The organism is Bradyrhizobium sp. CAR08, assembly GCF_052871955.1.
In genome coordinates, this window is record NZ_JBIXJX010000036.1 from 22,477 (window position 1) to 35,513 (window position 13,037).

Sequence of the window (13,037 nt, forward strand, 5' to 3'; positions counted from 1 at the left end):
CCCGTGATCCTGTGGGCCTAATAGGCGTTGCGTCCCCGCAGCACTTCGATGGGAGTTCGCAGCAGGATTACGAGATCAAGCCGAAGGCTCCAGTTGTCGATGTACCAGAGATCGTATTGTACGCGTGTTTCGATCGCAACGGCTGTGGGGGTTGGACCGCGGCAGCCATGGACTTGGGCCCATCCGGTCAATCCTGGCCTGACCCTGCAGCGAAGGGCGTAGTTCCGCACGAGCTTGTCAAATTCTCCGTCGTGAGCCAAGGCATGAGGACGCGGACCCACCAGCGACATGCTGCCGTCGAGAACATTCAACAGCTGTGGCAGTTCATCGAAGCTTGTTCGACGCAGCCATTTGCCGACGCGGGTGACGCGTCGGTCGACGGGATGGGCCTGACGGATCGCGGGCCCGTCCTCGAGCACATGCATCGTGCGGAATTTGCGAATCAGGAAAATCCGACCATTGAAGCCACAGCGCTTTTGCCGAAAGAATATGGGGCCGGGCGAATCCAGCTTGATCGCAAGTGCGGCCAGCACAAGCAGCGGGGCAAATATCGTCAAGGCGAGCCCCGCGACGAAAAGATCAATCATTCGCTTGGTCGCAGAGTCCAGCGGCGTAAGAGGACCACGCTGGAGTTCAACACAAACGGCACTTCCAAGACTTCGCGTAGGATGTCGAAGCAGTTCGGATGTCGTACCGACCGGCACGAACACGACCGGTAGCGGCAAGACTCGCAAGTCGGCAACGAAGGCCCGAAGTTCGGGCCATCGTTCCGGGTTCGCTTCCACCACCACCTGGTCGAGCTCGGAACTGCGAATGTACTCAATCACGCGAGCAGTGAGCCGCCTTCGACAGGCAGGACCGAAGCCGACTGGGGGCAAGCTGAACCGGCCTCGGACACAATAACCGTGCATCGCCAGCGTTTCAGACAGTCCGGCGTTTTTCGCTGGCGGCTGGTCGCTGACCAGAACAATATTTGTGCTGGCAAATTTTCTGCCGCTCAGGCCCCGTCCGAGAAGCACTCTCACTCCCCACCGCTCGGCCATAAGCAAGCCGAGGCCCAGGACGGCGAAAAGTGTGCCTGCTTGCTGAGAAGAGCCCGGACCGATTGCAAAGCCGTACACGGCCCATATCAAGAGCAACAACGACGTCCATGCCATCCAGACGGCGCGCATCTGACTTCGGAGGACGAGAAGCTCAGCTGGCCGATAAAGACCGTGGGTCTTCAAGAGGCAAACGAGACATGCCGCGCTGACTAGCGCCAGGCCAAGTGCGTTGCTTAAGTCGCCTGCAGCCCACCCATTCTGAGCTTGGCACAGCCACGTCGAAACGACGCTCGCAAAAACAACGGTCGCAATATCCGCACAGAGCGCCACGTATTCGATCGAGTCGTAACGGAGAGGCCATTTGGGCTGGCGGGATACTATCGGCCCGGGACTGACACGATCCGTAACTTCCCGATCGGGGAAATGTCGGTTCACGAAATTCATTGTCGGGACACCCGCGAGTTAATATTTAATATATTATTAATTAATCCGATTTCAAGAGAAAAATTCTGGTTTCCGCCATTTAAATATGTCGCACTGCTCAGAGGATCCTATCGAGATCCCTGCCGGGAATTCCGCGCGCGCATGTTGTCGAGGTAGGTCGGATCGAGCTCCGAAATTAAGTTCTCGAGATAGATCTTCCCCTCGGCCGAGGCTGACCGGTACGCGGCCACAAGCGCTGGTCTAATAGCAGGTCGACGCGTAACGACGAGGCTGACGTCCCGCTTGATCAAGTCCCGAAATTCAAGCTCGCGTACCACAGCATCTGTAGCGAGCGCGACGGACAGCCTTAACGGAAGCAGATCCAGATCGTTCGGCGCAGTATAGTACGACATCTTGAGCATGGCTGCCGTCCGGATCGAATTCTGTTTCGGCGCCGCCGCGAGCATGAGCCAAATGTCGCCGCGGAGCGGCGACGAGCGCAGCGCGCCGGCAAACGCGTTCGACGCTGCCGGAAGTTCCGTTTTTTGCTCGTCCGCGGCGAGAGCCGGATCTCCACGGGATCGTGATTCCCCTCGGATCCAAAGGTCTTCATGCGCTGCCGCAGCCGAAACTGGTTTCGAGATCCCGTTTGGCCATGCTGCTGCGGCCGAAACGGCTGGCGACAAAGAAGACTGATCTCCGAGATACCGGCCAGGGAGGACCATCCATATCGTCTGTATGATCAGCGCTATTCCAAGCACCGCCAGAGCAGCGCGCGGCCATGGGATGGCAAACGCTGGCGCTAGCCTTGGACGAGACGCCGGAGCTGGACCGGCCATCCAGTCCGAAGCCTCTTTCGATTCCAAGGATATGGCCTCTCGGCCCGTACCGGAGACGCTTTGACCGAACGCCAGCCCAAAAAGCGCAGCGACCAAAAGCGATGCGCCCAAACCCAGAATTCCATGGTCGGCAAAGGCCAGTATCGTCAGTGCAATCGAAGCACCGCCGCCCAAGGCGGGGTACACGTAGTCGTAAGCTCGTGACAGAGAACGCCTGATCAGAATACAAGCGCCGAGCATCGCTATTACTACAAGGCCGCAAAGGAACGCCCAGCCCATGTCTATAACCATTGCGGCGGCAGCCGTTGGCCTTTCTCGCGGGGCGCCGATTCCAATGTCCCGATAAAGCGGCAAAAGGACCGTCGAAGCGCCGGCACCGGATCCCGCCGGCCTGACCTCCTGTAGCATCCGTTCTGTCGCGATCTGACTGCTCGTTGACAAGGCGATCGTCACATCGGTGTTCGTCCTAAACGGAATAACCGTTACGCTGGCAATAAAGAATATTGCGGCGGTTGCGAAAACGCCAGCGGTGCCCCACAAGCCCAAGAACCACCTGCGAATAACGAAAACCGAGAGCAAGATTGCTGATCCGAGGAGGGCGGCGACGACGGCGGTGGAGTTGGTCCGAATGAGCAGCGCGGCCAAGCAGACAATCATTGCGATGGTCGCGGCGGACAGAGCAAGGAACGGAACTGGCGCAACTGTTCCTGGCCGACTGTGCCGGGCTATTTGATCGGCCGCGCGTATTGCCGTGGCGCAGGAGAGCAAGACGCCGAGCACTGCGACGGTTGAGCCATCGGGCCCGGCGACACCGGCAGTTTCCTTGCCGAACCACATGGCCGTGGCAATCGTGGCTATCGACAGTAGTATATGCAGGACTTGCGCTGCGCGATATCGGTCAAGCGTGATGACCGCAGTGACGAGGGCCGCGGCGAGCACAGCGCAATACTGCGCCAGCGAGAGCATAGTCGCCCCCATATCGAGTGTGATTTTTTCGGCGAGCGGCTCGCTTAAAGCCGCCGAAGCAGTTGCCCAGATGGGATTTCCGAGCGTGTCCATAGGCATCGGCACCACCTGTAACGCCATCCAGAGGGCCGGAGCCGCGAGCACAACGACGGGACCAGTCCGGAGCAGCTTGGTGAGCCCGAGGGAGGCGGGCGATGGAAAGATCGCTACAACGAGCGCGGCTGTTGCTAGTATGAATGATGCCAATCCCAAGCTTTGCAGGCTTTCCGGCATTGCGAGCGCCGCGGTGATCGCCACAAACTCGGCTAACAGGACAAGCCAGATAATCATGTAAACACCATGGTGTGGTGCGGCCACTCCGGTGGCCGGAGAACGTGCAGGCCGCTACGAGACAGCATCAAGAGCCGGAAAGGCCATAACGGATATAGTGGCTGTCATGATAGTAATAGCTCCGATGGCCGTCATATCGAGCCATTGCCTTGGTATCCGTCTTGCTGAGAACTGCCCCAATCAGCGATTCATGAATGTTGGGTGCCGTGTGCAGTGCGTGCTGCACGACATCTATTTTGGTGCGGCCCCACTCAACAATTAGAATATAGCCGTCTATTAGAGATGAAGTGACTCGGACATCAACTAACGGGGTCAGGGGAGGAAGGTCGACGATGACGTAGTCATAGTCAGCTCGCAGGCGGTCGAACAGCTTGCTTATTGCGTCGGCGCACAGAATCTCGCTGGTGTGAAGCAGAGATCCCCGCCGCACGGCGGGTAGAAATGCAAGGTTCGTCGTGGGATCTCGCCAAATCGTGTCCGCCAGGGATCGGCTGCCGTTTGCAACTTCGATGATTCCGTTGACAGCCCTGGGCGCAAAGATCGCAGAAAGTGAGGGATTCCTGAGGTCGCAATCGACGATGATCGCTTTCTTGCCGGTGTGCCCGATCAATTGCGCGAGCGAGGCTGCAATCGTAGTCTTCCCCTCATTCGGCAGGGCCGAGGTAATGCCGATGACCTGGGAGGAGATTTTGGCCGGATTGTGGTCGATGGCTAGCTTGATGGAACGAATGGCCTCGGTATATCGAGATAGCGGCATTCCGACCACGGTCCGATGAATTGCCATTGGAGACGGAACTATCCGTTGTTGAACGTCATCATCGGTTGGCTGGGAGCGAACTGGTAGCTTCGCGGATTTGCGGGCCGGTAACAATGGGACTAAAGACAGGCAAGGCAATTCCAGCACAGTTTCCACCTGTGAAGAGGTACGAAAGACGCGGTCCATGATGTCTCTGAGGAGCGCCAAGCCGACGCCCATCGCGAGACCGCCCAAGATGCCGAACGCCAGCACCAACATTGTCTTTGGCTTGCTCTTGCTCGGCGGCGGCGATGCGGGGAAAAGTACCCGCGTTTCCGAGACGGGAAATGTCTCCTGCTGCGAGGAGCCCATGTAACGCTGCAGAAAGGTCTCGTACAAGCTACGCAAACCCTTTGCCCGGCTTTCCAACTCCTTGATGGTCAGCTCGGCAGAATTGACTGAACGGGACTGCGAAACGGCCTTGGACAGTTGCTTTTCGATTTCTTGTTGCCGCTGTTTGGCGAATTCGAACTCGCTTCGGCTGACTTCGGCAAGTCTTTTGACTTCGTCGAAAATGGAGACGCGAAATTCCCGCGCGCGGTTCCGGATATTGACGACTGCTAGGTGGTCGCGACCTACCCTGGCCGACAACTCGGCCTCACGCCTCATGAGTTCCAGATACTGCTGACGCAGCCCGTTGATGATCTGACTGTTTGTCGAATCGGCTCCGATTGCATCCAGATTGTTCATCGAGGACGGCTTTGTCGGATCGGAGGCAAGGAGGGTTTCGTAGCGAGCCAACTTGGCCGTGGCTTCAGAGGTCTGGGCGCGAGCGGCAGCCAATCGGTTGTTGATTTCTGTGACCTGCTGGTCGTCGATGGGCTTTCCGTCCAAAGAAACGATATTGTTCTGGGTCTTGTAGACGTCGACGGCACGTTGTGCAGCGAGGGCTTGGTCGCCGAGATCGCGCAGCCTCTCCTGCAGCCAGCTTGTTGCCCTGCGATTGGCATCGAATTTCCCATTGAGCTGGTCCGCAACATAGGTGTTGGCTACGGCGTTGACGATCTCCGCGGCCCGGAGTGCGGTGCTCGAATTAAAGCTGATCTCGATGACGTTGCTGTACCCGACACGCCCTGCCGAAAGCCGATTGAGAAACGCGTCTACGATAGTGTCTAATGGTTCGCCATGGGTATCGGATGGGCCATCGTTCTTCGATCCAATCGACGCCCATGACCGAATTCGCTGCCAGAGCGACTGTAGAGATAGCCCTGTCGCACTAAAGTCCGGATCGTCCGACAGTTTCAACTGGTCGATGACCGCCACCGCAGTGGCCTTTGATCTCAGGAGCTGAAGCTGGGTCTCGATTTGATTGAGATCGAAGGCCGGCTCGGCGAGGAGCGATTGCTGCTGGACAAATTGGGGCCTTGGAGTAGCCAACAGGATCTGAACCTGCGCCGTATAGGTTGGAGACGCCAGCCGGAGATAAAGCAGGCTGGCTGCAGTTACGAGCCCGGCAGTGACAAGGATCATGAGATATTGGCGTCGTAGAAGCCCGATGCCGAAATTGATGACGTCGCTGATTCCTCCGCTGTCCGTTTGAACGGGTTGGGCCAGCCCGGTCACAGGCAGCCGTACGCTATCCGTGTGTCGAAGATTGTTCTGGAGCATCACGTACCTGTCCGACGGTGGGTCACGTTGGGGCCGCTCGCCCGCAGACCAAGGGGCGCGCACGCGGTGGGGATTATATGCATATAAAAATCTGCTTGCCAAATTAAATAAATCATATATTAATGTAAGTGAAATTGAAAATGACGGCGGCTTTGCCGTTTTCGGTCGGGCGTTAGCAAAATAGAGGATATTCTAGGAGTTACGGTCTGGCCGGTATTTGCATCGAGAATAATGTGATTGTTTCGAGGCGGGTCGGCGGGCGGATAATTAAATTCCGTCGGATATTTATGGTCCGCCGCAACTAACCCCGATGGGGAAATATTGAGGGCCGGCAGGAGGTGCCCAATGCTGGAACTGCGATCCTTGGCGATCCCCGATGTCAAAGTAATTCGAACAGATCGGTTTTCCGATGCCCGCGGGTACTTCTGTGAGACCTTTCAGCGATCGGCTTTTGCTGAGAAGGGAATCCTCCATGACTTCGTTCAGGATAATCAATCCAGCTCAGATCGGATCGGCACGGTGCGCGGCTTGCATTTCCAGCGACCGCCTTTCGCCCAGGCCAAGCTCATACGGGTGTTGAATGGGGCCATTCTCGATATTGCCGTTGATCTCCGACGTTCATCGCCCAATTTTGGCAAGCACGTCGCCATCCAGTTGGATAGCGAAAGCAGCGAGCAGCTGTTCATTCCGAAGGGATTCGCGCATGGGTTCTGTACCCTGCAGCCTAAGACCGTCGTCTTGTACAAGGTCGACCAAATCTACGCGCCGAGCCATGACAGCGGCGTCTATTGGGCTGATCCCGCATTAGCGATCAAGTGGCCCGTCACACCGTCAGAGGCTCAGATATCGCCAAAGGACCAGACCCTTCCTGCGCTCAACCAGCTTGCTTGCGTTTTCGAATAGTGGAGATGAAATAGTGGAGATGGGTGGAATGCGTATCCTGGTGACCGGCGGAGCGGGCTTTATCGGTTCTGCTGTGTGTCGCCGTTTGGTGCTGCAGACCAGTGCCGCGGTGGTCAACATCGACAAGTTGACATACGCAGCCGACCTGACTTCGCTGGCGAGCATCGAGGGGCTGGGGTCTTATACATTCCTGCAGTCCGACATCTGCGATCGAGAGGCTATGGATCTCGCGTTCGCCGACTACGAGCCGGATGCGATCATACACCTGGCCGCCGAAAGCCACGTCGACCGTTCGATCACCGGACCCGAGGCCTTCGTCAGCACCAATATAGTTGGTACCTACACTCTGTTGGAGGCGGCCAGGACCTACTACGAACGTCTGCCGCTTCCGCGGCGGAAGCAGTTCCGCTTCATCCACGTATCGACAGACGAAGTCTACGGGTCGTTGGGGCCGGAGGGCTTGTTTCGCGAGGACACGCCCTACAGGCCGAGTTCGCCGTATTCGGCGAGCAAGGCGGCCTCGGACCACCTCGCACTCGCGTGGTTTCGAACCTACGGTCTGCCGGTCATCGTATCGAATTGTTCGAACAATTACGGGCCGTACCAGTTCCCGGAAAAGCTCATCCCGCTGACGATCCTCAATGCGCTCGACCGGAAGCCGCTACCGGTCTATGGCGACGGCAGAAATATTCGCGACTGGCTTCATGTCGATGATCATGCCGCTGGCTTGATAAGACTTCTGTACGAAGGAAGACCGGGCGAGAAGTACAATTTCGGCGGAGATGGCCAGCGATCCAACCTGGAGGTGGTCACCCGGATTTGTGACGTGGTGGATCGGTTATCCCTGGGCGCGGGAACGAGACGATCTCTCATTACGTTCGTGCCGGATCGTCCGGGACATGATGCGCGCTATGCAATCGACGCGACGAAGGCGCATCGCGAACTTGGCTGGGAACCGACGAGAACCTTCGAACAGGGCTTGGCCGAAACGGTCGGATGGTACCTCAACAATCGTGCATGGTGGCAGCGTGCTCGCTGCGGTGTCTATGACGGCTCGCGCCTGGGTCTCCTCGTTGCCCAACATTGAGGTGAAGATGATAGATCGACCGATCCTCATTGCCGGGCGGAATGGTCAGTTGGCAAAGTGTCTTCGTGATCTCGCTGCAATGCGCGGTCTGCCTGCGGTGGCTCTCGGGCACCGAGAACTCGATCTCGAGGACCGCGAAGGGATCGACAAGATCATCGCGTCGATCGCGCCGTCTGCAATGATCAATACAGCCGCTTATACGGCGGTTGATCAGGCCGAATCTGAAGCAGCGAAGGTGTTCAGCATCAACCGCGATGGCGCGGCGACGCTCGCAAATGTCGCTTGGCGGATGAACATTCCACTCATCCATCTCTCGACCGATTATGTATTCGACGGCGCGAAACCGGATGCGTACGACGAAAGCGACATTCCCGCGCCGTTGAACGTCTACGGCGCGTCGAAGCTTGCCGGCGAAGCTGCTGTATTGGCCGCGCATCCGCTCGCGACCGTGATCAGATGCTCGTGGCTTTACAGCCCCTATGGCAGCAACTTCGTTCGAACGATGCTGCGGTTGTGCGAGACGCAGCCCATCGTAAGGGTTGTTCGGGACCAGCACGGAAATCCGACCTACGCATACGACCTCGCGGGGGCCGTCCTTCAGATCGCAGAACGGTCAGTAACAGTCGATCGCCGGCCCGCGGCCGGCATCTTTCATCTCGCCGGTCAAGGCGAGGCAAGCTGGCACGACTTTGCGCAGGCAATCTTCGACGAGCTTTCCCGTCGCGGAGCGCGGATTCCGGTGCTCGAGGCGATCACGACTGAAGGGTTTCCGACCGCTGCGCCTCGGCCACGGAACTCGCGCCTCGACTCATCCAAGGCCGAACGCGTGTTCGGGATTCGCCTGGCGTCTTGGCGCCATTCACTTCAAGCTTGTCTGGACCAGCTGGTCGGAGAAGGAGAAACCGATGCTGAAGGGAATCGTGCTGGCTGGCGGCAGCGGAACGCGCCTCTATCCGATCACCCGCGTGATCAGCAAGCAGTTGCTCCCGATCTATGACAAACCGATGATCTATTATCCCCTGTCGACGCTGATGTTGGCGGGTATCCGTGACATTCTAATTATTACCACGCCTTCAGACCGGTGTCAGTTCGAACGATTGCTGGGGGACGGCAGCCAATGGGGCATTCGGCTCAGCTACGCGGAACAAACCCGTCCCGCCGGTCTCGCGGACGCCTTCATTGTCGGCGCGGATTTCATCGGAAGCGATCGCGTGGCGATGGTCCTTGGAGACAATATTTTCTTCGGCGACGGCCTGGGCGAACTGCTTGCCAGGGCGGCAGGACGTGAAGAGGGCGCAACGGTTTTTGCTTATCACGTGCGTGACCCAGAACGATATGGCGTGGTCGCGTTTGATGAGGCGGACCGCCCGATATCGATCGAGGAGAAGCCCATACGGCCAGCTTCGAACTGGGCGGTCACCGGTCTGTATTTCTTCGACAATCGCGTTGTGCGGTTGGCGCGCCGCGTTGAACCATCGGCCCGCGGAGAGCTCGAGATCACCGATCTGCAGATGCGCTACCTTTCAACTGGCGCTCTCCATGTTGAGCGGATGGGGAGGGGGTTTGCTTGGCTCGATACCGGCACGGTCGAATCGCTAATTGATGCAGGAATGTTCGTGCAAACGCTTGAAAAGCGCCAAGGCATGAAGGTTGCGTGCCTTGAGGAGGTTGCCTTCCGGCTGGGCTTCATAGATCGCGATCAGGTCCTCGCGCTGGCCCAGCCACTGGAGAAGAGCGGATATGGCAAATACCTGGGTGAAATTTCGCGGCTTCCGCGCCTATCCTTCGCCGCCAAAGCGAGTTCCGATTTAAATTAAACGATAATTAATATCGCATTGAATTGACATGAAAAGATGTTTAAATTAAATTGATTTTCTGCGAGAATTTACGGAGGGTGGCCATGCCAGGGGCGAGCGCTTCTCGAAAAGCAAGGCTTCTCTCTTCGGAAGAAAACCTTGAAAAAAGTGATCTCGGCTGGCCGGATATCGACTCGCCGCGCATGGCAATCCTGAATGCGATCAACGGCAGCTACGGTCTACCCGCATGGGAGGGGTCTTGGACCCGACCGCGCGCGGCGCCCGTCGGCGGGTCAGAAGACCTGTCCAATGTGATGGCGGGCACGGGCCAGCAGGCGTCTCAGGCAAGATTGGCAGATTTGTTGTCCACGGCCGGGATGTTGAGCAGGCAGGTCTCGTTCAACAGGCAGGTCCCGTTCCTGCCGTCAGCCGCCGACGCCGCACTGCCTCTCGGGGTACATGGCGGGCCGGCCGTCAATTCACTCACAGCTGGTTCGCTCTCGGTCACAACTGACCATGCCGACTATGCGCCTGGCAGTACTGCAACGTTTACTGCCAACGGTATGCGCTTTGGCGCGCCGATTACATTTCAGATCGCGGACCTACCGAGTGCACCGGGAATCGACGGAAATCCCGACACTTATGCGCCGTTCACGATCACGGACGGCGGTAGCGGCGACGTAGATGGTCTCCTCAACGGCACGGTGGTCGCGCGGTGGCAGGTCCCAGCCGATGGTCGGGCCACCGGTGCCACTATGAAGCTCACTGCAACCTCCGGGAGCCAGACAGCAACCACAACGTTCACAGACGCCAACAACAAAATCGTCACTGAGAATCAGAATGCGGGTACGCCCGAGAGCGTATGGGCGATCCACGGCTCCTTCGATAACCAAGGCGACTCGCAGATCGAAGGCTTCACGACACAGATCAGCACTAATGCGGGACAGACAGTCTCCTTCAAGGTCGATACCGCCTTGAGCGGCTATACTCTCGATGTTTATCGGCTCGGCTACTATGGCGGCAACGGCGCGCGCCTCGTCACCAGCATGCACCATACGGGATCGGCCAACCAACCGGCACCGCTCTTTAATGATCCAACCAACACCGTTGATGCGGGGAATTGGTCTATAACAGATTCATGGACAATTCCTGCCAATGCTGTTTCCGGGGTCTATTTTGCAAAGCTGACGACGGACACTGGCAATTTCCAGAACATGATTCCGTTTATCGTTCGCAATGATGGCTCCGCCTCGGACATTCTGTTCCAAACCAGCGACATGACCTGGGAGGCGTACAATCCATGGGGTGGATATAATCTGTATCAAGGTCCCAGCGGAACTAATAACGATCGTGCGTATGCCGTAAGCTACAATCGTCCGCTCGCGATCAACTCCAACTCCAACCTGGCCGGGCCGCAGGATTTCCTGTTTGGCGAGGAGTACGCCGCAATTTACTGGCTGGAGCGAAACGGCTACGACGTCAGCTACATTTCGGGCATCGATAGCGCAACCACTGCAGGATTGCTGCTGAACACGAACGCCTACATGGACGCTGGCCATGACGAATATTGGTCGCAATCGCAATTCGCCAATGTCACCGCCGCGCGCGACGCGGGGGTCGATCTGGCTTTCTTGAGCGGCAACGAAATCTATTGGGATGTCGAACTCGCAGCGAGCCTCGATGCTAGCCATTCGGCAAACCGGACGATCGTCGAGTACAAGGACATCTGGAGCGGCACGCAACTCGACCCGAATGGCACGGCCAACGGCGGCGCGGGCCTGTTTCGTGATCCGCTTTATGGACCTGGTACTCCGGAAAACTCTCTCTCCGGTACGATCTTCACCGTGGATGATATCGGCTCGCTCGACAACATCACCGTCCCGGCCAGCATGTCGCAGCTGCGCTTTTGGCGAAACACCAGCATTGCCAGCGGCACCGGAGGAACGCTGACCAACCTGCTTGGCTACGAGTGGGATAGCGATCTTGACAACGGTTCCCGGCCCGCCGGGTTGATCGACATGTCGTCGACGACGCGCAACGTCAATACGCTGCTGTTGGACAATGGGGCGACGACCGGCTCTGGGACGGCCACGCACAGCCTCACGCTCTACCGTGATCCGGAGAGTGGTGCTCTGGTTTTCGGTGCCGGCACGGTCATGTGGTCGTGGGGATTGTCAGACCAATATGTTTCGTACAGGGGCCTCACCGCGCCAGTCAGCACTGCCGTGCAGCAGTCGATGGTGAATCTCCTTGCCGACATGGGAGTGACTCCGCAAACGTTGCAGGCGGGCGTTGTGAGCGCCCAGCCGACCACCGACCACACAGCACCATCGGCTGTCATCAGCTCTCCGGCAGGTGGGGCCAACATCAGCCAGGGCCAGTCGGTCACGATTGCCGGCACAGCCTCCGACGACGGCGGACGTGTGGCCGGTATCGAAGTTTCGACTGATGGCGGCACGACGTGGCACCCGGCGAGCGGCACGACGAACTGGAACTATACGTGGGTTGCTTCGGGCTCTGGTACGCGAGTCATCGAAGCGCGCGCGACCGATGACAGTATCAACATGCAAACCACTCCCGCCACCGTCAGTGTCAATATCACGGGAGGGGGTGGGAATGGCGGGGCAAGCCTCTTCACTGCTTCCAACGTACCGGCCCAAACCAGTTTGAACGATGGCACGCCGCTTGAAGTAGGCGTGAAGTTTACCTCCTCCACGGCGGGACAAATCACCGCGCTGAAATTCTATCGCAGCCCGAGCGACACGAACTCCGACCTCCTCGACCTCTGGACCTCGGCCGGTACCAAGCTTGCCAGCGCGACCTTTACCATTACGTCGGCAAGCGGCTGGCAAACGGTCAATCTGGCAACCCCGGTCACAATCGCTGCCAATACAACTTACATTGCTTCGTATCATACCAACGGCGCCTACGTGGCCACGAATAGTTTCTTCGTCAACGCGTTCACGAGCGGCAATTTGACCGCGCCTTCCTCCGCCACATCGGGCGGCAATGGCGTCTATTCCTACGGTGGTACCAGCACGGCCGGAATTTTCCCGACCAATACGTTTTCTTCTTCGAACTACTGGGCGGACGTGGTGTTTGTACCCAGCAATGGCAACAACACGCCACCGACCGCCGTCGCGGACACGGCGAACGCCACGGAGAAGGGCGGTATCAACAACGGCACGGCCGGCTCGCCCGGCACAGGCAATGTGCTGACCAACGATACCGATCCCGACGCTGGCG

8 protein-coding genes are annotated in these 13,037 nt (G+C 58.1%); 5 read left to right on the forward strand and 3 right to left on the reverse strand.

Translation table 11 applies throughout. The features are described 5' to 3' along the window. Positions 1-17: 17 nt before the first annotated feature. The 3 genes from ACIPUD_RS38330 to ACIPUD_RS38340 all read right to left on the reverse strand — a co-directional run bounded on the left by ACIPUD_RS38330 (position 18) and on the right by ACIPUD_RS38340 (position 6,005). Positions 18-1,487, reverse strand: a complete 1,470-nt coding sequence (locus tag ACIPUD_RS38330) for an exopolysaccharide biosynthesis polyprenyl glycosylphosphotransferase (protein ID WP_446482803.1) — start codon at positions 1,485-1,487, stop codon at positions 18-20. A 107-nt stretch (positions 1,488-1,594) separates the two neighbouring features. Further along, positions 1,595-3,601 (reverse strand): hypothetical protein, encoded by a 2,007-nt coding sequence (locus tag ACIPUD_RS38335; RefSeq protein WP_446482804.1) that lies wholly within the window; start codon positions 3,599-3,601, stop codon positions 1,595-1,597. A gap of 67 nt (positions 3,602-3,668) precedes the next feature. Further along, on the reverse strand, positions 3,669-6,005 hold the full coding sequence (locus tag ACIPUD_RS38340) for an AAA family ATPase (protein WP_446482808.1): 2,337 nt from the start codon (positions 6,003-6,005) through the stop codon (positions 3,669-3,671). A gap of 345 nt (positions 6,006-6,350) precedes the next feature. On the opposite strand from ACIPUD_RS38340, the gene rfbC reads away from it, so the two are divergent. From rfbC to ACIPUD_RS38365, 5 genes are all read left to right on the forward strand, one after another. Next, on the forward strand, positions 6,351-6,908 hold the full coding sequence (gene rfbC / locus ACIPUD_RS38345; RefSeq protein ID WP_247821494.1) for a dTDP-4-dehydrorhamnose 3,5-epimerase: 558 nt from the start codon (positions 6,351-6,353) through the stop codon (positions 6,906-6,908). A gap of 28 nt (positions 6,909-6,936) precedes the next feature. Beyond that, positions 6,937-7,995 carry a dTDP-glucose 4,6-dehydratase gene (gene rfbB, locus ACIPUD_RS38350; protein ID WP_446482805.1) on the forward strand — a complete coding sequence of 353 codons (1,059 nt, stop codon included), beginning with the start codon at positions 6,937-6,939 and terminating at the stop codon, positions 7,993-7,995. After that, on the forward strand, positions 7,982-8,992 hold the full coding sequence (gene rfbD, locus ACIPUD_RS38355) for a dTDP-4-dehydrorhamnose reductase (RefSeq protein ID WP_247821496.1): 1,011 nt from the start codon (positions 7,982-7,984) through the stop codon (positions 8,990-8,992). The genes rfbB and rfbD overlap by 14 nt, the downstream gene beginning before the upstream one ends. Continuing rightward, a complete protein-coding gene (gene rfbA / locus ACIPUD_RS38360) occupies positions 8,901-9,812 on the forward strand; it encodes a glucose-1-phosphate thymidylyltransferase RfbA (RefSeq protein ID WP_247821497.1) in 912 nt (303 codons plus the stop codon). The genes rfbD and rfbA overlap by 92 nt, the downstream gene beginning before the upstream one ends. 83 nt (positions 9,813-9,895) lie before the next feature. Next, positions 9,896-13,037 (forward strand): N,N-dimethylformamidase beta subunit family domain-containing protein (locus ACIPUD_RS38365; protein ID WP_446482806.1); only part of this gene is annotated, 3,142 nt, incomplete at its 3' end.

Bases quoted from the DNA above. Each gene is read 5' to 3' on its own strand.
- rfbB (WP_446482805.1), top strand. From the start codon at position 6,937: ATGCGTATCCTGGTGACCGGCGGAGCGGGCTTTATCGGTTCTGCTGTG.
- rfbA (WP_247821497.1), top strand. From the start codon at position 8,901: ATGCTGAAGGGAATCGTGCTGGCTGGCGGCAGCGGAACGCGCCTCTAT.
- ACIPUD_RS38335 (WP_446482804.1), bottom strand. From the start codon at position 3,601: ATGATTATCTGGCTTGTCCTGTTAGCCGAGTTTGTGGCGATCACCGCG.
- ACIPUD_RS38330 (WP_446482803.1), bottom strand. From the start codon at position 1,487: ATGAATTTCGTGAACCGACATTTCCCCGATCGGGAAGTTACGGATCGT.
- ACIPUD_RS38340 (WP_446482808.1), bottom strand. From the start codon at position 6,005: ATGCTCCAGAACAATCTTCGACACACGGATAGCGTACGGCTGCCTGTG.
- rfbC (WP_247821494.1), top strand. From the start codon at position 6,351: ATGCTGGAACTGCGATCCTTGGCGATCCCCGATGTCAAAGTAATTCGA.